This window comes from Planococcus sp. SSTMD024, assembly GCF_041320495.1.
Classification (GTDB): Bacteria; Bacillota; Bacilli; order Bacillales_A; family Planococcaceae; genus Planococcus.
Window position 1 is genome coordinate 55287 of the sequence record NZ_JBGGNS010000005.1, and the last position, 22332, is coordinate 77618.

Annotated in this window: 23 protein-coding genes; 14 read left to right on the top strand and 9 right to left on the bottom strand. The window is 49.7% G+C overall.

What is annotated here, in order from left to right; genetic code table 11:
* The first annotated feature begins 2 nt into the window (after positions 1–2).
* The 4 genes from AB9R92_RS00955 to AB9R92_RS00970 all read left to right on the top strand — a co-directional run bounded on the left by AB9R92_RS00955 (position 3) and on the right by AB9R92_RS00970 (position 4407).
* Entirely contained in the window at positions 3–1097 is a 1095-nt protein-coding gene (locus tag AB9R92_RS00955; protein ID WP_370667687.1) for a carbohydrate kinase, read from the top strand.
* Positions 1094–2005 carry a pseudouridine-5'-phosphate glycosidase gene (locus AB9R92_RS00960; RefSeq protein ID WP_370667688.1) on the top strand — a complete coding sequence of 304 codons (912 nt, stop codon included), beginning with the start codon at positions 1094–1096 and terminating at the stop codon, positions 2003–2005. Before AB9R92_RS00955 ends, AB9R92_RS00960 begins: the two co-directional genes overlap by 4 nt.
* A gap of 111 nt (positions 2006–2116) precedes the next feature.
* Positions 2117–3424 (top strand): FAD-dependent oxidoreductase, encoded by a 1308-nt coding sequence (locus AB9R92_RS00965; protein WP_370667689.1) that lies wholly within the window; start codon positions 2117–2119, stop codon positions 3422–3424.
* Positions 3421–4407, top strand: a complete 987-nt coding sequence (locus tag AB9R92_RS00970) for a class I SAM-dependent methyltransferase (protein WP_370667690.1) — start codon at positions 3421–3423, stop codon at positions 4405–4407. The genes AB9R92_RS00965 and AB9R92_RS00970 overlap by 4 nt, the downstream gene beginning before the upstream one ends.
* 333 nt (positions 4408–4740) lie before the next feature.
* Here the strand turns inward: AB9R92_RS00970 and AB9R92_RS00975 are convergent, their stop codons facing one another.
* Positions 4741–4962, bottom strand: coding sequence for a DUF1128 domain-containing protein (locus AB9R92_RS00975; RefSeq protein WP_068868610.1), 222 nt, complete (start codon positions 4960–4962; stop codon positions 4741–4743).
* Between the two features lie 58 nt (positions 4963–5020).
* On the bottom strand, positions 5021–6382 hold the full coding sequence (locus AB9R92_RS00980) for an alanine/glycine:cation symporter family protein (protein WP_370667691.1): 1362 nt from the start codon (positions 6380–6382) through the stop codon (positions 5021–5023).
* A 189-nt stretch (positions 6383–6571) separates the two neighbouring features.
* On the opposite strand from AB9R92_RS00980, the gene AB9R92_RS00985 reads away from it, so the two are divergent.
* Positions 6572–7033, top strand: coding sequence for a YtxH domain-containing protein (locus tag AB9R92_RS00985; protein ID WP_370667692.1), 462 nt, complete (start codon positions 6572–6574; stop codon positions 7031–7033).
* Between the two features lie 11 nt (positions 7034–7044).
* On the top strand, positions 7045–7959 hold the full coding sequence (locus AB9R92_RS00990) for a YihY/virulence factor BrkB family protein (protein WP_370667693.1): 915 nt from the start codon (positions 7045–7047) through the stop codon (positions 7957–7959).
* A 28-nt stretch (positions 7960–7987) separates the two neighbouring features.
* Here AB9R92_RS00990 and AB9R92_RS00995 read toward each other — a convergent pair whose 3' ends face one another.
* The 3 genes from AB9R92_RS00995 to AB9R92_RS01005 form a co-directional block, all read right to left on the bottom strand.
* Positions 7988–9862, bottom strand: coding sequence for a heavy metal translocating P-type ATPase (locus AB9R92_RS00995; RefSeq protein ID WP_370667694.1), 1875 nt, complete (start codon positions 9860–9862; stop codon positions 7988–7990).
* Positions 9863–10029: 167 nt separating this feature from the next.
* Entirely contained in the window at positions 10030–10227 is a 198-nt protein-coding gene (locus tag AB9R92_RS01000; protein ID WP_274841914.1) for an SE1561 family protein, read from the bottom strand.
* Positions 10228–10547: 320 nt separating this feature from the next.
* Positions 10548–10928: an OsmC family protein gene (locus AB9R92_RS01005; protein ID WP_370667695.1), complete on the bottom strand. Its 381-nt coding sequence runs from the start codon at positions 10926–10928 to the stop codon at positions 10548–10550.
* Positions 10929–11007: 79 nt separating this feature from the next.
* Here AB9R92_RS01005 and AB9R92_RS01010 point away from each other — a divergent pair, with 79 nt between their 5' ends.
* Positions 11008–12180: an MFS transporter gene (locus AB9R92_RS01010; RefSeq protein WP_370667696.1), complete on the top strand. Its 1173-nt coding sequence runs from the start codon at positions 11008–11010 to the stop codon at positions 12178–12180.
* A 115-nt stretch (positions 12181–12295) separates the two neighbouring features.
* On the opposite strand, the gene AB9R92_RS01015 is transcribed toward AB9R92_RS01010, so the two are convergent.
* The 3 genes from AB9R92_RS01015 to AB9R92_RS01025 all read right to left on the bottom strand — a co-directional run bounded on the left by AB9R92_RS01015 (position 12296) and on the right by AB9R92_RS01025 (position 15290).
* On the bottom strand, positions 12296–12847 hold the full coding sequence (locus AB9R92_RS01015) for a flavodoxin family protein (protein WP_370667697.1): 552 nt from the start codon (positions 12845–12847) through the stop codon (positions 12296–12298).
* 137 nt (positions 12848–12984) lie between these two features.
* Entirely contained in the window at positions 12985–14349 is a 1365-nt protein-coding gene (gene rlmD / locus AB9R92_RS01020) for a 23S rRNA (uracil(1939)-C(5))-methyltransferase RlmD (RefSeq protein WP_370667698.1), read from the bottom strand.
* Between the two features lie 41 nt (positions 14350–14390).
* Positions 14391–15290 carry a TIGR01777 family oxidoreductase gene (locus tag AB9R92_RS01025; RefSeq protein WP_370667699.1) on the bottom strand — a complete coding sequence of 300 codons (900 nt, stop codon included), beginning with the start codon at positions 15288–15290 and terminating at the stop codon, positions 14391–14393.
* Between the two features lie 99 nt (positions 15291–15389).
* On the opposite strand from AB9R92_RS01025, the gene recX reads away from it, so the two are divergent.
* From recX to AB9R92_RS01040, 3 genes are read left to right on the top strand one after another with little or no spacing between them, the layout of a single operon-like run.
* On the top strand, positions 15390–16196 hold the full coding sequence (gene recX, locus AB9R92_RS01030; protein WP_370667700.1) for a recombination regulator RecX: 807 nt from the start codon (positions 15390–15392) through the stop codon (positions 16194–16196).
* Positions 16189–16521 carry a YfhH family protein gene (locus tag AB9R92_RS01035; RefSeq protein WP_058381352.1) on the top strand — a complete coding sequence of 111 codons (333 nt, stop codon included), beginning with the start codon at positions 16189–16191 and terminating at the stop codon, positions 16519–16521. The genes recX and AB9R92_RS01035 overlap by 8 nt, the downstream gene beginning before the upstream one ends.
* A 4-nt stretch (positions 16522–16525) precedes the next feature.
* Complete coding sequence (locus tag AB9R92_RS01040; RefSeq protein ID WP_274841906.1) at positions 16526–16780, top strand: YfhJ family protein; 255 nt, start codon at positions 16526–16528, stop codon at positions 16778–16780.
* A 47-nt stretch (positions 16781–16827) separates the two neighbouring features.
* Here the strand turns inward: AB9R92_RS01040 and AB9R92_RS01045 are convergent, their stop codons facing one another.
* The gene (locus AB9R92_RS01045) at positions 16828–17808 is read right to left on the bottom strand and encodes a metal-dependent hydrolase (protein WP_370667701.1); all 981 of its coding nucleotides are present in this window, start codon (positions 17806–17808) and stop codon (positions 16828–16830) included.
* Between the two features lie 137 nt (positions 17809–17945).
* Here AB9R92_RS01045 and mutY point away from each other — a divergent pair, with 137 nt between their 5' ends.
* The 4 genes from mutY to AB9R92_RS01065 all read left to right on the top strand — a co-directional run bounded on the left by mutY (position 17946) and on the right by AB9R92_RS01065 (position 22208).
* Positions 17946–19010, top strand: coding sequence for an A/G-specific adenine glycosylase (mutY, locus tag AB9R92_RS01050; protein ID WP_370667702.1), 1065 nt, complete (start codon positions 17946–17948; stop codon positions 19008–19010).
* The gene (gene fabL, locus AB9R92_RS01055; RefSeq protein WP_058381348.1) at positions 19007–19753 is read left to right on the top strand and encodes an enoyl-[acyl-carrier-protein] reductase FabL; all 747 of its coding nucleotides are present in this window, start codon (positions 19007–19009) and stop codon (positions 19751–19753) included. The genes mutY and fabL overlap by 4 nt, the downstream gene beginning before the upstream one ends.
* A gap of 103 nt (positions 19754–19856) precedes the next feature.
* Complete coding sequence (gene ntdP, locus AB9R92_RS01060; protein WP_068489119.1) at positions 19857–20402, top strand: nucleoside tri-diphosphate phosphatase; 546 nt, start codon at positions 19857–19859, stop codon at positions 20400–20402.
* A gap of 60 nt (positions 20403–20462) precedes the next feature.
* Positions 20463–22208 (top strand): ABC transporter ATP-binding protein, encoded by a 1746-nt coding sequence (locus tag AB9R92_RS01065; protein ID WP_370667703.1) that lies wholly within the window; start codon positions 20463–20465, stop codon positions 22206–22208.
* Positions 22209–22332: the final 124 nt, after the last annotated feature.

Consider the following 22332-nt stretch of genomic DNA (forward strand, 5'->3'; position numbering starts at 1 on the left):
CAATGAACCGCAACGAACAGAAAATCCTGGCGTTGATTGAGCGCAATCCGTATTTGTCCCAACAGGAAATGGCAGATGCGCTCGGGATTTCACGCCCTTCATTAGCCAATTTGATTTCCGGGCTCATTAAGCAAGGCCGGATTCTCGGCCGCGCGTATGTGCTGCCCGAAGAAAATGCGATCCTGTGCATCGGCGGGGCGAATGTGGACCGGAAATTCCACTTGAAAGCACCGTCTGTCCACGGCACCTCGAATCCGGCAACGGTAACGAGGAGCGTCGGGGGCGTCGCGCGCAATATCGCTGAAAACCTGGGCCGTCTTGGGCATGCAGTCCAATTGGTATCGGTTGCCGGAGACGACCCGGAATGGCGTTTCATCGAAGAAGTTTCTTCGCCTTATATGGACACAGGCATGACCAAAACACTTTCACAAGGCGCAACGGGGAGCTATACCGCCGTGCTGGAACCTGACGGCGAAATGACTTTGGCGCTGGCGGATATGGACATCTATACGGAATTGACGCCGGATTACTTAGAGCCGCACCGCAGCAAGTTGATGCGCGCGAAGCTATTGGCAGTCGACTTGAACTGCCCGAAAGAAACCATCAAGTATTTGCAGCATCTCGCATTGTCTTCTAACGTGCCGCTTGCCGTCATTCCTGTCTCAGCGCCCAAAATGGATCGTTTAGGAGAAAATTTAAACGGGGTTTCGTTTCTCATCCTGAACCGCGACGAAGCAGCGCTCAGGCTTGGCATCTCGATTCACGATCAAGCCGATTGGAAGCGTGCAGTCGAACTGCTTCTCAAGCAAGGCGCAAAAACAGCCGTCGTGACCGGCGGAAAAGACGGTGCCATGGCCGGTGACGACAATGGCGTGGTGCATTTCCCGTCAATCAAAACAAAGCAAGTGGAAGATGTCACTGGAGCGGGAGACGCTTTCTCAGGCGGTCTTCTCCACGCACATCTGTCGGGCCATGATTTTCATCAAGCGGTGCAGATGGGCATGTTGAATGCAGCGAAGACGCTCGCAAGCAGCCAGACAGTACGTCCCGAATTAACCGAAACGGTGCTAACCAAAGAATTGGAGGAATTGAAATGACAAACATGATCAGCTATTCAACAGAAGTGCAGGAAGCCATCGACCAGAACAAACCGATCGTCGCTTTGGAGTCGACGATCATCTCCCACGGCATGCCGTATCCGCAAAATGTCGAAACCGCGCGCGAGGTCGAACAGATCGTCCGCGACAACGGTGCCGTTCCGGCAACGATCGCTTTGATGGACGGACAGATCAAAATCGGCTTATCAGATGAAGAACTGGAGCTTCTGGGGAATTCACCGGACGTTGCGAAAGTATCGCGCCGAGACATCGGCCAATTGTTTGCGACGAAAAAAATCGGCGCGACGACGGTTGCTGCGACGATGATCTGTGCGGAATTAGCCGGCATCCGCGTATTCGCAACAGGCGGCATCGGCGGAGTTCACCGCGGGGCGGAAGAGACGATGGATATTTCGGCCGACTTGGAAGAACTTTCAAATACAGGTGTTGCCGTCGTCTGTGCAGGCGCGAAGTCGATTCTCGATATCGGATTAACACTTGAATACCTTGAGACAAAAGGCGTTCCGGTCATCGGCTACCAGACAGACGAGATGCCAGCATTCTATACACGCCACAGCGGGTTCCCGTTGAGCTACGGTTCGCAATCGACTGAAGAGCTTGCGGCTATCTTAAAAGCACAATGGTCGCTCGGCTTGAAAGGCGGGGCGGTCATCGCCAACCCGATCCCACAAGAACACGCACTCGACAAAGACTTTATCGATGGCATCATCGAACAGGCCATGGCGGAAGCAAAAACAAACGGCATTAACGGCAAAGAAGTCACGCCATTTTTGCTCGGCAAAGTGAAAGAGTTGACGGAAGGCAAGAGCCTGGTCGCCAATATCGAACTCGTCAAGCACAATGCCAAAATCGGTGCGGAACTCGCCGCTTCATACGGAGCACTTTAAGGACAAATTGTGAAAAAAAGACCCCCCTGAGGGTCTTTTTTTATTGTTTGCCGGTTGTTCTGTTTTCACGCGCTCTTTTTCAGGGTAAGGAAAGTCAAGGAGTTGAAGCTCATGAAAACGGATGTGTTCATCGGCGGAGGGGGAATAGGCGGGCTGACGCTTGCATTGAAATTGGCGAGGCGAGGCTTTGATGTCGTTCTGGCCGAACGCATGGCTGTCCGTTCGCCGACCTATAAGGGGGAGTTACTGCAGCCGAAAAGCATGCAGGTATTCGACGGGCTTGACGTATACGACGCGATTTGTGACCGGTCCAATGAAATCAAAGTGCTCGATATGCTGGAACTCTCCAGCACCTTGAAAGTGAAAGACCAATCGTTCATGGATTACAGCGTTTTGCCTGGGAAATACAACGCCGCTTATATGATCCATCACGAAGAGCTGAAGACCATCATTCGGAAAGCAGCTTGTGAATACGACAACTTCCATTACTTGAAAGGCACTGCTTGCAAAGGCTATACAGAGAACACCGCCATTCTTCAAAAGGGAACCGAAAAGTTCGAAGTTGAAGCCAAGTTTTTCTTCGGTGCGGAAGGACGGTCATCGGTGACAAGAAAAGCGATGGAGATCGAAGTGAAGCAGACGACGTATAACCATCATTTCCTGACGGTAACGTTCCCGCGAGCGGAGAATTTCACGGACGGCAAAATCATCTCGACCTATAACCGCTTTCTCGGATTATTCCCGCTACCTGATGATCAAGTGCGCAGCGTCTATTTAATTCCGCCAGGGGATTACAAATCCTTAAAGGAAAAACCGATCAGCCACTTCCATAAGCTTTACACCGATTTGGCACCGGCTGTTGACGGCTATGTCCAGCGCTTGAGCGACTGGAAAAAAATCCAGCTGATGATTCCCGTTATGTATCATGCCGAATCCTACGTAAAGGGCAATAAAGCGATCATTGGAGATGCGGCCCATGCCGTCCATCCGATGGCAGGAGAGGGCATGAACATGGCGATACAGGATGCCGATGTTCTGGGTGAGCTTGCGTCTGACATTTTGTCAGAAGGAAAGACCGACCCGGCAAATCTCGAATGGTATGAAAAGGTGCGCTACCGCCGGGCGGACCATGTCATTCAGCTGAGCCATCTCGCAGCGCTCGCCTATTCGTTCCCGTATCGCCCGGTCAGCTACTTGCGCCAACGCACTTTTGAGCGTATGGAAGAAGACCCAATTCTTCATTTTAAACAAATGCTGAATGTCTCGGGGCTTGGCTTATGGAAAGAAAATGTCCGGGACCGTTTTATCCAAGGCGGGTTCATGCCGGTGCGCGCAAAGGAATTGACAGAAGACACGAAAGAACTGAAATACTACAAACCGGAAGATGACTACCCGTGGAAAGTGGAGGGACTTATATGATCGACATAATGAAGATGGTGAAAGCAAGAACGTACATGAAACGCAATGAGCCCTTCCTGTACAGCTGGCATGCATATGTCGGCTACGAACTGGAATTATACAAGGCCTTTGAGCGCCCAATGACCCAATTCGATGTGGCAGATGCATTGTCGCTCGATGAGCAGCTGCTTGCACAATGGGTAGCGGTCGGTGTTTCGATCGGCTATCTGAAAGAAGTGGGGCGCAACCGCTACCAAATAAAGAACCGCTGGAAATTGCCGAAATCGAAAGGCAATAATTCATCGGGTGTATTGCTGAAGGAAATGATGGAACTGCATATCCCGACGCTTTTGGAATATCCGAAAATGATGCGCAACCAAAGCCGCCTTCACTTTGATGAGGATGAGCACGCATCAACCGTCGCAGAAACGAGCCGCTTACTTGAAGTATTGGCCTATCCGAAAATGGCTAAGCGATTGAAGGAAAAAGACTGCCGCCGTGTGCTTGATATCGGCTGCGGGGAAGGCGGCTACATAAAGAAATTGGGCCAGCGATTCCCAACGACACAATTCACGGGAATTGAAATCAGCGAAGAAGTCGTCGAGAAAGCGAGAGAGCTGACAGCAGACCAAAACAACGTCTCCATCGAGCAGGCGGATTTATGGGATTATAAGCCGGAATCCCCGCAAGATATGGTGATGCTCAATAACGTGCTGCATTACATCCCGCTCGAAAAGCGCCAGGACTTGTTTAAGGAAATCAGCAGCTGGATTGCGCCAGGCGGCATCTTCTCGGTCGTCACCCCAATCGCCGGCGGCCCCGACAGCCCACCATTCGCCAACGTTTTCAATAGCTTCTTCTCATCATTCGACAATCTCTACAGATTGCCAAAAAGAGAAGAACTCATCGAATGGGGAGAAGAATCAAACCTGGAATTCCTAAGCCTCCGCACCGTCATCAAAGAAGGCGGCTGGTACATCGTGCAATATGAAAAGAAAAGCTGAAGCAGCCGTTTAGATTCGATAGGCATAAGACGGATGGCCGAAGCGGCGCTCTATGCCGCACAGGGCAGTCGGCTTATGACCCGAGAATCTGGCTGCTGAAGCTAGCCAGAAAGAAAAGCGAAAGCGCCCGTTTTTTTAGGAAGCTAACCTAAGAACGCGACGTCCTGTCGCAACGGTTAGCTGACCCACATCCTGTGCGCCTCCGATAGGCATAAGGCGAGTTTCCGAAGCGGCGCTCTATGCCGCGCAGAGCAGTCGGCTTATGACCCGAGAATCCAAGTGCCAAAGCAACGCACAAAAAAAGCCCTGAAGCTTAATGCTTCAGGGCTTTCCTTATTTACGCAATGAGCCGAGTTCAGATGCAATGGCTTGCATTTCGTTCGGGCTGAAATTATCGCGCCCTTTGACCATTTCGTAAATTTCACGCAAGTCTTCGTACTCGGACGTGTTAAAATGTTCTGCTTTCATCGCGTCAACGTTAACCATGCGCAGTTTCGTTTTTATTTCCTCAATCATAAAATCGACGTTCTCAGGTGATTGTTTGGATAAATCCATGATCCATTCCTGCCTTTCGGGTGGGTATGCTTTATCATTTCATTATTCAAAAGGAATGTCAATTGCCAGAACGTGCCTGTTCTTTCTCTTCTTTGATCTTCGCCGTGATTCTTTTCGTCTCGTAAACGATGACGCCGGATAGCCCGAGAAGGCCGATCAAGTTCGGGAAAGCCATTAAACCGTTCATGACATCCGAGAATGTCCATACCACATCAAGTGAAACCGTCGCGCCAACAAACACCATCGCGACGAAAGCGATGCGGTAAACAATCAACAAGCTTGGGTTCTTGAACAAGTACTGGAAACATTTCTCGCCATAATACGACCAGCCGATGATTGTCGAAGATGCGAAGAAGATCAAGCCAATCGCTACGATCAGCGGGCCTGCACCGCCAAGGAATTGCTCAAATGCGGCTGTCGTCAACGCAGCGCCTTCAAGGCTGTCGTCCAGGTATAATCCAGACATAACGATGGTGATCCCTGTGATCGAACAGATGATCAATGTATCGAACAATACTTGCGTCATTGAGACTAAAGCCTGGCGACCAGGCATATCGGTTTTCGCTGCAGCAGCTGCGATTGGTGCAGATCCAAGGCCCGCTTCGTTGGAGAAGACGCCCCGTGCAACACCGTAGCGGATGGCAGCACCGATGGCACCGCCGACTGCAGCTTCACCCGTGAAGGCGGCGCTGAAAATCGTGCCGAGTGCAGCGGGAATCAGATCCATGTTAAGAATCATGATGATGATTCCGGCAATGATATAGAATAAGGCCATGAATGGTACGAAGAATGCTGTAACTTTACCGATTGTCTTGATTCCGCCTATGATGACGACTGCAGCGAAGACAGTCAGGATGATGCCTGTGATCCATGTTGGCACCGAGAACGTATCGCGCACAACGGATGCAACGGAGTTGGACTGTGTGCCGTTTCCGATCCCGAACGCTGCAATGGAGCCGAAAATGGCGAATAATACGGCTAGCCATTTTTGTTTCAATCCGTGTTCAAGGTAATACATCGGCCCGCCGGCCATTTGGCCTCTAGCATCCACGATACGGTATTTGACGGCGAGTACCGCTTCACCGTATTTCGTCGCCATCCCGAAGAATGCAGAAAACCACATCCAAAAGACAGCTCCCGGGCCCCCGAGGATGACCGCTGTCGCGACCCCGACAATATTCCCTGTCCCGACTGTCGCAGCCATTGCTGTCGACAACGCCTGGAAATGGGAAATGTCGCCTTGTGAATCTTTATCGGGATTTTTGCTGAACGTCAGCTTCAGTGCATATGGCAGGAGGCGTAATTGCAAAAGCCCCAAGCGCGCTGTCAGGAAAATCCCGGTCCCGACTAGGAGAATCAAAAGCGGTGGTCCCCACACATAACCGCTGACCGTGCCTAGAAATTCTGTAAATGCTTCCATCTTTTCTCCCCCTTTTCAATGCTCTATTTGATTAGGAAAAATTCCTCCTGTAGAGTTAATATTCCGAAAGTTTCATATTATAGTCAAGTTATTTTTAAAAAATAATTTGTGAAGTGTTTAGATTATGGAGGAACAGGGAAAAATTCGAAGTATGATGGAAACTATATTTTACACTAGGAGGAATTTGGAATGAGCGAAAACAAATTAATGACAGGAATAGTAGTAGGAGCGGCTGTAGGTGCACTAGTTTCACTTTTGGACCGCAATACGCGCGAAGATGTGATGAATAAATCGAAAAAAGCAAGTGAAAGCGCAAAATATTATGCAAGCAATAAAGATGAACTGAAATCTGCGTTTAAAGAACAGGCAGAACGTGCACAGAATCTTTACTCCCGAATTTCCGAAGACGCTGCTTATGTAGGCGGCAAGGTAGAGCAAGTCAAAAAGTTGGTGCCGGAAGTGAAAGAAGTGGCACAAGAAGCGAAAGGCGCCGTAATGGAAACGAAAGAGGCGGTTGTCGATACTAAAGAAGATGTCGTGTCAGCGGTTAAAGAAGACAACCCGTCACCGAGTTCTTCACTGACGGATTCTTCTTCTACAAACGATTCTTCTTCAAGCAACACCAACTCACAGAACCAGAACCGCAACTAAAGGCTAGCCTCATGGCAACGCCTAAAAAAAGCGGCCAGTCCCAAGTACGGAAACCGAAATATGACGTGCTGACTGGCCGTGGATTTATTAAAGAATTAGGAATACGGATCAAAGACGTCGATGTGCAGGGACTCGGAGCGCAGTTGGCGTTTTTTTTCCTATTATCGATTTTTCCGTTATTGATTTTTCTTGTTAATTTGCTTCCATATTTGAATTTGCCAAGAGAAGAAGTGTTCCTGTTTATGGAGAATGTTATTCCAGGAGAGGTATATGTTTTGATTGAGCAGACTTTGAATGAAATTCTGACCAATCAAAACGGCGGATTGTTGTCTGTGGGCGTGCTCGCGACAATCTGGTCAGCGAGCCTTGGCATGGATGCATTGATCAAATCCTTGAATACTACCTATGGAGTGAAAGAGAGCAGGCCCTTACTGGTAGCGAGAGGCATGTCGATTTTAATGACCGTCTTGCTGATCATTATGCTAGTGGTAGCATTGGCGCTGCCGGTATTCGGCCGCCAGATTGGGCTGTTCTTTTTTGCTTTTCTCGGCCTTGAGGAAGGGTTCCTGGAATTATGGGGAATGATCCGTTTCACCATCCCGGCTTTGATTACATTCATCGTGTGCGCTGTGATTTATTGGCTGGCGCCGAATGTCCGGATCAGTTTCAGGACGGTATTGCCAGGAGCGGCTTTCGCTTCTCTCGGCTGGCTGTTGCTGTCATTTTTGTTCTCCATCTATATCAATAATTTCGGCAATTTCTCAGCTACATATGGCAGTATCGGCGGGATCATCCTGCTGCTGCTGTGGCTCTACCTTTCCGCGATGCTGTTGATTATCGGCGGACAAATCAATGCCGTCATGCAAGGAAGGCGGCATTCCAGGAAACGGCTGCATAAAAAGAAGACGGCTCTCCCCGACAAATGAGGGAGAGCCGTCTTTTGTGTATTGTATTTTAGACCTTGCGGTTAAGCATGCGCAATCCGTTCAAGATGACCAATATGGTGCTGCCTTCATGCCCGACCACTCCGAGCGGCAAAGAAATCGCCTGGAAGAAATTCGACAAGATAAGCACCATAATGACGGCGACAGAGAAAAAGATGTTTTGCTTGACGATGCGCTGCATTTTTCTTGCCAGCCGGATCGAATAGGAAATGCGGGATAAGTCATTTTTCATCAAAATAACGTCGGCGGTTTCTAAGGCGATATCGGTCCCTTCACCCATGGCGATGCCGGTAGTGGCCGTCGCAAGGGCCGGTGCGTCGTTAATGCCGTCTCCCGTCATCGCGACGTATTTGTATTTGGCCAATAGTTTTTTCAAGTGTTGTACTTTATCGCCAGGCAGGCATTCGGCGATGTATTCGTCGACTCCTGTTTCTTCCGCAATGGCTTTTGCGGTTTTGCGGTTATCCCCGGTCAGCATGATGCAATAAATGCCACGGTCCTGAAGCTCGGCGATGGTGGCCTTGGTAATATCGCGGACGGTGTCTTTTAACGCCATGGCAGCCAGTATTCCATGTGCGTCTCTCACGAAGGTGACGGTTTTCCCTTGGTTCGCCAGATTTTCAAGAATCCCGCCTTCAAAAGCATAAGCTTCTTGCTCACCGACGAAGCCGGGTTTGCCGACCAGGATTTCATCGCCGTTGAACTGTGTTTTCAACCCATTTCCCGGTACATCCACGACTGGCAGATTGCGCAGCGGTTCAAATCCTTGCTGAATGACAAAATCAGTGATCGCTTTAGCGAGCGGATGATTGGATTGGGATTCAATTCCTGCGACCAGCGCCATCACTTGTTCGCGATCTGCATCTTGGCGGATAATAAAATCAGTCACTTCGGGTTTGCCGCGAGTCAACGTGCCGGTTTTATCGAATGCGATGGCTTTAATGACACTTAAATTTTCCAGATGCGCCCCGCCTTTGAAAATGACACCGCTCTTGGCGCCGTTGGAAATGGCGGCAAGCGTGGCAGGCATGATGGAAGCGACCAATGCACAAGGCGATGCCACTACGAGGAGAACCATGGCCCGGTAAAAGGTTTCATTCCAGCTCCAGCCCACCAAGAAATGCGGAAGGAACAGCATGAGCGCAAAGACAATCAAGACAATTTTGACATAGCGGCCTTCAAAGCGTTCAATAAATTGTTGGGAAGGAGACTTCTCGCTCTCAGCGGATTGCACGAGTTCGATGATTTTTTGGAACATCGTTTCAGAACTCGGCTTGGTCATGACCATCGCGATCGAACCGGACAAATTGACAGTCCCGGCAAACAGGTTGTCATGTTCGTATTTGGACACGGGAATCGCTTCGCCGCTAATGGCGGATTCATCGACAGCAGTTTGTCCGGAATGGACTTCACCATCGACGGGAATGCGCTCGCCCGGCCGTACAGCGATGAGATCCCCGGTATTCAATTCACCAATTGGCACGCGTACTGTCTCACCGGTTTCTTTCAATAGCCAGGCTTCGTCCGGCTGCATCTCCATGAGCGCCGACAGTTCTTTGCGGCTTTTGTTCATCGTATACGTTTCAAGTGCACCGCTTAACGCAAAGATGAAAATCAGGATGGCGCCCTCTGTCCAGTAGCCGATGATGGATGCGCCGACAGCTGCCAGGATCATGAGGAATTCGACATTCAATTCCTTGTCTTCGATGGTTTTCTTGATGCCATATTTTGCCTTGGCATAGCCACCGATCACAAATGCCAGCAAATAGATGACGACGGAAGGAAGAGTGATATCCTGCAGTTCCAGGATATAGGCGATAATGATCAGGATGCCTGATAACACCGCGGCGATTAATTCGATATGGGGCCGAACTTTCTTCCACATAGCCACTCCTCCATCAAATAATCAGATATCGGTAATTACTGTCAGTTTACCATATGGCAGCGATGAGAGAGGCCAGATTTTGCTTAATATGTATCATTTCGGACCATACTTTCGTGAATGGAACAAAAAGCCCCGAAGCTTTAAATAAAAGCTTCGGGGCTTGGGGATTATTCGTTGTCGGTAGATGGCCGGTTTTTAAATTGCTGCATTTTGCTGTCCAGATCGTCGACCATGGCAATCAGCCGGTCGATGTCTTCGAGCTCCGTGCTTTCCGGTTCGATGGCATCTAACACGTCGAGGAACATGCTGAGCCTTTGTTTCATATACGTTACTTGCTGTTCCTTATCAGTAATGGATTTTCCCATTGATTCCACCTCATTTCCATTGTATATAGTAGCCGATAACTAGAGGAATATCAATAGTACAAGAAAATGCAGAAAAACGAAAAAACATTAATTGAATATTTACACTATTCGGTTAATGTGGTATAGTGGCATCAATCCTTTACGAGGGGAGGACAAGACGGATCACCGAACCATAAAAGAACGCGATAGAAAAGAGGAGGCGATTCGAGCATTTAGGTGGCTACACCGACAGTGCGATTATGGAAACGATCTGTAAACATAAAACATAAAGGCTCAGCCCGCAATCTGCCATGCAGAAACGGACTGAGCCTTTTATGTGTTTAAATCAATTCGTATGTCTCTACAATTTCGATTGTTTCTTCGACAGAACGGACCATCGAGCAGTTTTTGCGCGTCAATTCCATCACACGGGGCATTTTAGCCTCGTTGATATCACCTTTGATGCGGAAATGCAGATGGACTTTTGAAACTCGGTCCGCTTCTTCAGCGACACGGACGATTTCCTTTACTTCCACTTCGATGTCTTCTGCTGGCATCCGTTGCTTGTCCAGTACTTTGCGAATAATTCCCGCGCTGCAGATGGCCAGTGAAGAGACCAGTAATTGGTATGGGCGGAATCCGTATTCTTCATTGGTTGATACATGGAGCTCGCCAAAAGGCAAATGCCCGGTAAATCCGTGTTCGTTCATGGAAAATTTCATCTTGTATCTCCTCCTTATGTTAAAATTGTAGCGGAAACATCCAAAAATAGAAAAGAACGTGCTCGTTCGAGGAGGCATTATGAAATATTTCTTATCAAGCGAACGCGCCCGCTTTTGGATTTTGGTCGCCATTGTGTCGATCTCTGGATTTTCACAAGGCATGCTACTGCCGCTTATTGCCGTCATTTTCGAACAGGACGGCGTATCGTCTGCACTGAACGGCCTCAGTGCGACAGGCTTATACATAGGAATTATCGCTGTCGCCCCATTCATGGAGCCGCAGCTGAGAAAATTCGGGTTTAAACCGCTTATTCTCGTCGGCGGAGCGATGGTGATCCTCGCATTGCTTTCGTTTCCATTATGGAAAAGCGTCTTGTTTTGGTTTGTCTTGCGCATTTTGATCGGCATAGGGGACCAGGCGCTGCATTTTTCGACGCAGACTTGGATCACCAGCACTTCGCCTCACCATAAGCTTGGCCGCAATATCGCGATTTACGGCATGTCGTTCAGCGTCGGATTTGGTGCAGGTCCGCTATTTGTGCCGCTCGTCGAAGTCTTCGAAGCATTGCCGTTCATCATTTCCGGTGTCCTCTGTTTGATTGCCTGGTCATTGGTGTTTTTCCTGCGCAATGATTTTCCGGAGCATTCGGCGAGTTCAATGGGCGCCAAAGGAACATTGCAGCGCTTCCGGACGGCTCTCGTCATCGGCTGGGTCGCCTTTTTGCCTCCGCTCGGCTATGGTTTTTTGGAAGCATCGCTGAGCGCGATCTATCCAGTCTACGCCTTGCGCCAATCCTTCGACATCAGCATGGTCTCTTATATTCTCGCCGCCTTTTCCATTGGGGCAATCGCCACGCAATTGCCGCTCGGTGAACTCAGTGACCGCATCGGACGGAAGAAGGTGTTGATGCTCGCGCTAAGCGGAGGGGGCTTATCGTTTTTGGTGGCGACGTTCTTCGAATCGAATGCCTGGCTCACGCTCGCTTTATTCGTGGTGGCCGGCATGTTTGTCGGATCCACTTTTTCGCTTGGCATTTCCTATATGACCGATTTGATGCCGAAAGAATTGCTGCCGACGGGGAATTTATTGTGCGGTGTGGCATTCAGCGTCGGCAGTTTGATCGGCCCGGCGGCAGGGGGCTTGTTCCTGGAAGTCACCGAGCAGCTGAGTTTCCTGCTGCTGATCACCGGGATCCTATTGACCTTATTCACCATCATCGCTTTTAAAGGGCCGCGCAAGCATACGACCTAACTTCTGAAATTAATAATAATTGTGAAAATGTAGGAAGCAGGCGCTTCCTACATTTTTTTAGTTTCATAAAAAAAGCCGCAGGCACCGTATTCAACGGTTTGGCCTGTGGCTTGAATTATATCCGTGTTTTGGAAGCTTTGTCTGAATGCAATGCCATTTCAATGAAGAACCTGATTTCTTTATCGAATTGCCTGAAATGCTCGCGCTTGAGCCGGAATTTATTAGTGTACTTGATCTTGTTGCGCTGTTCTTCCGGAAGCAGGTCGTTGATCCACAATTCGGCTAATGCCGATGGTTCGCGGGTGGTGAGCGCCACCAGTTCTGCGTCAACTTTTTCCCGCTGGCCAGGCGTACCGCTGCAAATGGTGATAAACGAGTAATCGGTTAAATCATCTTTTGACTTTTTGATAAAGGTCCGCATCGGCGCAGCAATTTTCCCAGCCCAGATCGGTGCCAGTAAAATCACTGGCCTATAGTCGCTCAGGTCAACATCCATCGGTGCTAATCGGGAGTCGCGCTTGATGAGGAAATCCATCAAGATCGCTGTATCTTTCCGTTTCTTCTTCTCCTTGAGTTCGCGTACCTCGCATCCAATCCGGCTTTGCAGTTCCAGTGCTAGCTTTTGATTGTTATCAGAATGGGAGTAGTAGATAATTAGTGGCTTCATGGCGATTCCTCCTGGTTAGCTGATTTCACCTAGGCTTTAACAGTGGATGCCTTCAAACGTAATGGCCGGCTGAAAATCAAATGCGGTGGCTGGAATCGGGCGTGCGCGAAGCGCGTATCTAAGAGCTGAAAACTTCTTTACTTCAAAGTCAACAAGCATACCGCTTCAACCTGGGAAGTTTGCGGGAACATATCAATAGGCTGGATGTATTCGACGCGGTAAATCTTCGTCAATTGCTGCAAGTCTTTCGCAAGTGTCGATGGATTGCAAGAAGTATAAACAAAGCGTTTCGGTTTTACTTTCAAAATGGTTTTCAAAAGCGAATCGGCAAGCCCGGTGCGCGGCGGGTCGACGGTCAATACGTCCGGAACATACCCTTCCTTGCGCCAGGTGTCGAGCCATTTTTCCGCCGTGCCCGTCACATAAGTCGCTGGATGGCCTTGTTTTTTTGCGTTGGCTTTCGCATCGGCAATGCTTTCCGGGATGGTATCCATGCCGCGGATTTCACGGGCGGAATCCGCCAGCCACAGGCCGATCGTGCCGACGCCGCAATAAGCATCGACGACGGATTCCTTGCCGGTCAGTTTCGCTGCACGCTTGATTTCATCGTAGAGTTTCACGGTCTGTTCCGGATTCAATTGGAAAAATGCGCGGGCAGACAAATCGAACGATAATTCGCCAAGTTCTTCGTGGATGGTCGGTTTGCCGAACAAGGTACGCGTCGTTTCGCCGAATACGAGTGACGTTTTCTCGGCATTAACGTTTTGCACGATGGATACCAGGTTCGGGTCGATTGCGCTCAAGCGTTCGACGAGCACTTTCTCTTTCAGGATGTTTTTGCGCGTCGTAATGAGCACAAGCTGAATTTCCCCGGTTTTGACTGCCGTACGGACAGCGATCGTCCGCACCAGCCCTTTCATTGATTTGCCGTCGTAGATGGACAAGTTCAATTCTTCGATGATGCGCTTCGCGGCATTGGTGATTTTCACCGTGTCCGGATGCTGCACGAGGCATTGTTCGATATCGAGCAGCTGCTGGGAGCCTTCCGCAAACAAGCCGGCCATCACTTTGCCATCTTTCTTGCGCGTTTGGAACTGGCTCTTATTGCGGTAATGCCACGGGTCGTCCATGCCGATCGTCTCGCGTACTTGGATGTCCGTTCCGCGCAAATAACGGTCGAGCGATTGCAGAACCAGGTCGCGTTTTTCGACGAGCTGCTGGCTGTAGGATAAATGCTGCAGTTGGCAGCCGCCACATGTCTCAAAAATCGGGCACGGCGGCGTCTGGCGGTGGGGGGAAGCTTTACGGATTTTCAGTATCCGGGCCTGCGCGAAATTATGTTTCACAATGGTCACTTGCGCGGTGACTTCTTCACCTGGCAGCGCGCCGGGAACAAAGACGACATTGCGCTTGAAAAAGCCGACACCTTCTCCGTTGATGCCGAGTTTTTTAATGGTTAAAGGGAATTTCTGCCCCATTTCAATGATAGGTTTTTCAGTCATGCAAGTCACGTCCTTCAATTGGTCATCCCAACATTATACGCTTATTTGTATATATCAGCCAGTGCTTCCGGCAAATTCGGGAACTCAAACTTAAACCCATGCTCAAGAAGAACGGCCGGCAACGCCCGCTGGCCTTCCAACACAAGTCGGCTTTTATCGCCAAGCGCCGCTTTCAATGCAAACGAAGGGGCAGGGATCCAATGCGGCCTGCCGAGGGCCCGCGCGATTTCCTTGCCGAACGCTTTCATGCGCTGGGGATTCGGGGCTGTTACATTGAACGGGCCTGTAAGTTCTTTTTGTTCGATTGCGAAAAGGATTGCGCGCGCCGCATCACGGACGTGGATCCACGATAGCCATTGCCTGCCAGTGCCGACTGTGCCCCCGGCGAATAATTTATATGGCAGCGCCATTAAAGGAAGGGCGCCTTCCTCTTTTCCGAGCAGGATGCCAAATCTTCCGTAAGCGGTGCGGACGCCGTCAAGTTGTGCTTGTTCGGCCAAGCTTTCCCAAGCGAGCACCGTTTCGGCAAGAAAATCGTTGCCGTATTCGCGGTCGGCTTCCGTATAGGTTTTGTGTTCAGAAGCCGGGTAGATCCCGATGGCGCTCGCATTGACGAGCACTTCCGGTTTTTTTTCAAGCGCCGAGATGATGCGCAGCACTTCTTTTGTCGCCGATACACGGCTGTCATAGATTTTCTTTTTTTGTTTATCTGTCCACAGGCCATCGTTGATCGATGTGCCGGCCAAGTTGACAAGCGCATCGATGCCTTCAAGCTGCGCTTCGGGGCGTGCCCCGTCAGTTAGCCAGCGCACATACGTGATGCTCCGTTCTTTCGGTTTATCTGAACGTGTTAAAATAAACACTTCATGGCCTTTTTCCAACAGCAGTTCCGTTAAGACGGAACCGAGAAAACCGGTGCCGCCTGTTATCGCTATTTTCATTTCCATCGCCTCCATTGCTATCCCATACCCAATTCGAGCGAAGCATATGCCAAGAGGGCGTGCAAAGTGTATAATGGTAGGAGAAGCGAGGGGAAATTGATGCCAATCATTACGAAAATAACCCGCGGAAAAAACAATCCTGAGCGCTACAATATTTATTTGGAAGAAAAATTTGCGTTCAGTGTCGACGAATCCTTGATCATCCGCTACCAATTGACCAAAGGCAAAGAACTCGACCAGTGGACGATCGAAGAAATGAACTTTGAGGATGAAGTCCGAAAAGCATTCAATAAAGCGTTGCATTACCTCGGCTTCCGCATGCGCAGCGAAGGCGAAGTCCGCAAAAAATTGAAGGAAAAGGAATTTGGTGAAGCCGTCATTGATGAAGCGGTCAAGAAGCTTTACGAACTCAGCTTCCTCGATGACCAGCAGTTTTCAGAAGCGCTGCTCCGGACGCAAATCAAATCCGGCAAAAAAGGACCGCGCGCAATCCAGCAGGACATGCAAAAGAGAGGAATTGATAAGGCTATGCAAAAAGATGTCTTAACCAATTACAGTGAAGAAGAGCAGCTCGAAGTCGCCACAGGCCTTGCGGAAAAAATCGCAGCAAAAGAACAGTCGAAAACCCCGAGCCAGGTCAAACAGAAAATCAATGATTCATTGATGAGAAAAGGCTATCCTTACGCGATCATCAAACAAGCGATCGAAACCTTGGATCTTGAACGCGACGGGGATCAATGGCTCGACAGCGTCCGCCAGCAAGGGGACAAATTATGGCGCAAGCACGAAAGCAAATTGTCGGGGAACGATCTTAGCCGGAAAGTGAAGCAAGGGCTTTACCAGAAAGGCTTCCCGGGCGATGTGATCAGCCAGTACATCGAAGAAAAGGAGCTTGAAGATGAGTGAGCATAAACCATATTCACAAATGGACGAGACGGAACTGCGCAATGAAATCGCCCGTCTGAAAGAAAAAGCGCGCAAGGCGGAACAGCTCGGCATCGTCAATGAATTCGCGGTGCTCGAGCGAAAAGCCATCATGGCCGCCTCGTTCCTGCTGGATCCAAAAGACTTTAAACCAGGAGAAGTCTACCGTGTGGAAGGCGACCCAAATGTCTATTTCCAGATTGATTACTTAAAAGGCAATTTTGCCTGGGGCTATCGAATGGGTGGCGACAAGTACACAGAAGCGCTGCCGATTTCCATGCTGCGCCCATTGAAGGAAGGGAAGTGAATCGATGAAAGAAGTCATTGAGCAGTTAATCATCGAATTAAGGGAAAAAAATCCGGAGCTGTCAGAAGACAAAGCCCGAACATGGATCGAACTTTTAGTATCTGATTTTGAATCTTCCTACGCGAAAGCGGGATATGATTACCAAGGCACGGCGGTCGTCGAGAAAGTCGTGCGCCAATGGATCGAAAGCTACGGCGATAAAATCCACGAATTCGCAGGGAACAACCCGAAATATGCACATCTTTTGCATGATGCATAAAACGGTAAAAAAACGGCCAGGGACGAGTGCCCTGGCCGTTTTTCTGTTCAGTTATGGCTGAAATCGAGTTTTTTCCTCAATTTGTCTTCGCTGAAGATCCATCCTGTGTAGGAGTTCAGGATGTTATGGTCCTCGTCCAGATGGGCAACCGCGACAAACGGATAATAATCATTGCTGCGGTAGCGCAAATCGATCAAACGCACTTCATAGATCTCCCCGTATTGGTTGATCTCCCAGCGGTAAAGCGGGGAAAACGAGACGAAGGCATCCAAGTTTTTGTCTTTCATTGCTGTTTGGATCAAAGCGTTTTCAGGCATCGGCTTTTTCAGGAACTTATCGTAAATATTGATCGAGCGGCCATATGCCTGTCCTACGTAATGATGGCGGTCGGTGTCAGCGGCGATGCGCCATTGGAAATAGCGCATCGTCGGCGCAACAAACACATCGTTAGTGCCTGGAATCGTATTGCGTATCGCCTGCTTGATCGCTGCCTGCAGCGCAAAGCGGGAGACATAATAGAAAAATAAGGTGATATACAAAATACTCATTGTCCAAACGGGATCGGCTCCGAACGCCCAGATCATGAGTGCCACGACATGGGCACCGAAAATAATCGGGTCAAAGGTGTTGATGACGCCAAGCGCCACCCAATGATTGGAAAATGGCCGCAGCGCCTGTGTTCCGTATGAATTGAATATATCCACAAATACATGCAGGAACACGGCAAGAAAAGTCCATAGCCATAAATGAAGAAGATTGGCTTCCGGGAAAATAAGGTAAATTGCGCCGGAAAGCAAAATAGGCCATGACAGCACGGCCGGCACGGAATGCGTTATGCCCCGGTGATGACGGATATACACCGCGTTGTCACGAAGCTTCAAAACGGTATCGATATCAGGGATTTGTGAGCCGATAATGGTGCCGGTCATGACGGCAGTCCAAGTGGCCGGATGAGCAGCGACCACCGGATCGGCCATGGCGAGCCCACCGAGCGCAATGCCCATGACGATATGTGTTCCTGTATCCATCGACGCATCCCCCTTCTGTGCGAGCGTTTATAATATCTTGTGTGCCCGCTATTTGATAAAATAAGCATATTCCCTAAATATACATACCCGCTTCAGGGCCGGAATAATCAGCACGAACGGAGGCAGAAAACATAAATATGGACAAGCAACAATTTCAGCAGGATTTAATCGGCTGGTTCCGGAAAGAACAGCGTGATTTGCCTTGGAGGCGCACGGCCGACCCTTACCAAATATGGATTTCCGAAGTCATGCTGCAGCAAACGAGAGTCGATACGGTTATCCCTTATTATAAACGTTTTGTCGAAAAATTTCCCACCGTTGAATCTTTGGCCCAAGCGGAAGAAGAAAGCTTATTGAAGCTTTGGGAAGGGCTTGGCTACTACTCGCGTGCCCGCAATCTTCAAGCTGGGGTGCGCGAAGTCGCCGAACAATACGGGGGGGTCGTTCCGTCGACACGCAAGGAGATTTCTTCATTAAGAGGCGTCGGGCCTTATACGGCAGGCGCTGTATTGAGCATTGCCTATGGCGTGCCGGAACATGCCGTCGACGGCAACGTCATGCGTGTGCTCAGCCGCATCCTATTGATCGAAGAAGACATCGCCAAGCCGAAGACGCGCAAAGTGTTCGAACAAGCGGTGACGGAATTGATCAGCCACGAAGATCCATCATCATTCAACCAAGGATTGATGGAACTCGGCGCGCTCATCTGCACGCCGACATCACCAAAATGCCTGTTATGCCCGGTACGCGACCATTGCGAAGCATTCCATGCCGGGAAGGAAACGGAATTGCCCGTTAAAACGAAAGCGAAGAAAAATCGCGCTGCCGATTTCGCGATGATGGCGATTTGGAGCGGGGATAAGCTGTTGATGGAGCAGCGCCCAGGAAAAGGCCTGCTTGCCGGCATGTGGCAGTATCCCATGCTCGAGCTGACTGCAGCGCTCGAAGCGAATGAAGTCGGTGAATTATATGCAGAGGCGTTGAACGGCGCGCTTTCTGATGTCGAGAAAATTACCGCTTTCAAACATGTCTTTTCTCATTTAACATGGAATGTGGATGGCTATTTGGCCAAAGCGGAAGAATTTACGCCGCCAGAAAACATGAAATGGGTGACGCCGGAACAATTGGAGAATTTGCCGATTGCCGGCCCCGTCCAGAAAATGAAGACAGCTTTAGAGCAAAGAGGAGATGTAGCGAAATGACAGAACAAAAAGTGGCGTTAGTAACCGGCAGCAGCCGTGGATTAGGCAAAGCGATGGCGATTGCGCTTGCAGAAGAAGGCTATGACATCGTTGTCAACTATGCGCGCAGCAAAACAGCTGCACTCGATACGGTAAAGGAAGTAGAAGCGAGAGGAAGAAAAGCCTTGCTCGTGCGCGCCAATGTCGGCGATGTCGAGAAACTGCGCGCCATGTTCGAAACGATCAAAGAGGAATTCGGACGCTTGGACGTGTTCGTATCAAATGCGGCATCCGGCGTCTTGCGCCCGGTCATGGAGCTGGAAGAATCGCATTGGGACTGGACGATGAACATCAACGCAAAAGCGATGCTATTCGGTGCACAAGAAGCGGCGAAACTGATGGACAAAGGCGGCAAAATCATCGGCATCAGCTCGCTCGGCTCGATCCGTTATTTGGAGAATTACACGACGATCGGCGTGTCGAAAGCGGCTGTCGAATCGATCACCCGTTATTTGGCGGTGGAACTCGCGCCAAAAAATATCGCGGTCAACACTGTTTCCGGCGGGGCGCTGGATACGGAAGCATTGAAACATTTCCCGAACCGCGAAGAACTGCTCGGCGACGCACGCGACAACACGCCAGCTGGGCGCATGGTGGAAATTGATGATATGGTCAAAACGGCGATGTTCCTCATTTCCGACCATGCCGATATGATCCGCGGGCAGACGATCATCGTCGATGGAGGTCGGTCTATCGTCATGTGATTCTCGCAACTTTCGGCTTATTGCTGTATGTTTTCAGAATTGATTGATATAATGAACGGGAGATAACATATAGTGATAGTTAGACGAAAAGGTGGGATGGTGCATGGCGGTTCCTGCGGAGGGTGAAACAATCCAGATCCACAGTTACAAGCACAACGGACGCATCCACCGTGTCTGGCAGGAAACAACTGTACTGAAAGGGACGAACAATATTGTGATCGGCGCGAATGAACGCACGCTGGTGAGGGAATCGGACGGCAGGACCTGGTTGACGCGAGAACCGTCGATTTGTTATTTCCATGCCGAGCATTGGTTCAACATCATCTGCATGCTGCGTGACGACGGCGTTTATTATTATTGCAATATCAGCTCCCCGTTCGTCTACAATAATGGATCGTTGAAATACATCGATTATGACTTGGATGTAAAAGTGTTTCCGGATATGTCTTACACGCTGTTGGATGAAGACGAATACGAAGACCATAAGCGGCAAATGGGCTACCCAGAAGTCATCGATCAAATACTCTACCGAAATGTGGACAAGCTGATCAGCTGGATCAAGCAAAGAAGAGGCCCTTTTGCCCAGGACTTTATTGAAGTATGGACGAGCCGGTATGAATTTCATAAGCATAACCGGATTCATGATTAGCATGGAAAACCTGTTGCCTGCCAACAGGTTTTTCATTTTGAATGGAATGGAGTGAACAGTTTGAGCAGCATGAAACGCTATATGAAATTCGTTAAGCCCTATTATTGGCAGATTGCCTTGACGATTTTCATCGGGATCTTTAAATTTGCGATCCCTCTTTTTATCCCTCTATTAATCAAAATTGTCATTGATGATATTATTGGTGCAGAGGCTTTGTCAGATGCGGAAAAGCTCAGTCAGCTTTACCTATGGCTTGGGGGCACGGCGATCGTGTTCTTCCTGCTGCGCCCGCCAATTGAGTATTTCCGGCAATACTACGCGCAATACGTCAGCAATAAAATTCTCTACGATATCCGCGGCTATCTTTACAGCCACCTTCAGCGGCTGAGCTTGCGCTATTATGCGAACACAAGAGCGGGGGAAATCATTTCACGGGTCATCAATGATGTCGAGCAGACGAAAAACTTCGTCATGATCGGCTTGATGAATGTCTGGTTGGATGTCGCGACGATCCTCATCGCCATCATCATCATGCTTACCATGGACGTCTCCTTGACGATCGTTGCGCTTTTGGCGTTTCCGTTTTATGCAATGAGCGTCAAATACTTCTTCGGCCGCTTGCGTGATTTGACCCGCGAACGTTCCCAGGCGCTCGCCAACGTCCAAAGTTATTTGCACGAACGCGTGCAGGGCATGAGCATCATCAAAAGCTTTGCACTCGAGAAGCACGAAGAAAAGATCTTCAACAACACAAACGATCAATTCCTGGATAAAGCGATTGACCATACGAAATGGAATGCCAAGGCTTTTGCCGTTGTCAACACCATCACTGACGTGGCTCCGTTGTTGGTCATCGGCTATGCCGGCTACCAGGTCATCCAGGGCAATTTGACACTCGGGACAATGGTGGCGTTCATCGCCTATATCGAACGGCTGTATAATCCTTTGCGCCGTCTCGTCAACTCGTCAACGACGCTTGTCCAATCACTCGCTTCGATGGACCGCGTCTTCGAGATGGTCGATGAGGAATACGACGTGACCGATAAACAAGGCGCGCGCGAGCTTGGGCGCGTCGACGGCAAGCTCGAATTCCATAATGTCTCATTCCACTACAATGACGGGGGAAGCGAAGTGTTGTCGAACCTCAACTTCACGGTGCGCCCAGGAGAGACAGTAGCATTTGTCGGAATGAGCGGCGGGGGGAAATCGACGATCGTCTCGCTCATCCCAAGGTTCTACGATGTCACGGGAGGCTCGATCCGCATGGATGGCCATGACCTGAAAGACGTGACGATCCATTCCTTGCGTGACCAGATCGGCCTTGTCCTGCAAGATTCGATCCTGTTCAGTGAATCGGTCAAGGAAAATATCCTGATGGGCAAACCTGATGCCACCGACGAAGAAGTCATCGCAGCGGCAAAAGCGGCGAATGCCCACGACTTCATTACCAACTTGCCGGAAGGTTACGACACGAAAGTCGGCGAGCGCGGCGTCAAATTATCCGGCGGCCAAAAGCAGCGCATCGCCATTTCCCGTGTTTTCCTGAAAGACCCGGCGATCCTCATCTTGGATGAAGCAACATCCGCACTCGACCTGGAAAGCGAAGCGCTCATCCAGGATTCCTTGGAGCGCTTAGCGCACGACCGCACGACATTGATGGTTGCACACCGCTTGTCGACCATTACCCATGCTGACCAGATTTTGGTCATCGACAATGGCCAACTGGCTGAACAAGGCACACATGAAGAGCTGTTGCAAAAACGCGGCGTCTATTACAAACTATTCCAAGTGCAGAACATAGGTTAACTATTTCAAGCTCCCCAATTCCCGGGGAGCTTTTTTAATAGGAAAGAAGGCTTTCTCCAATCTCCCGAAAACTATTGCATTACTACTAATATTACGTATAATGGAAACACGGAGAATGTTCTGA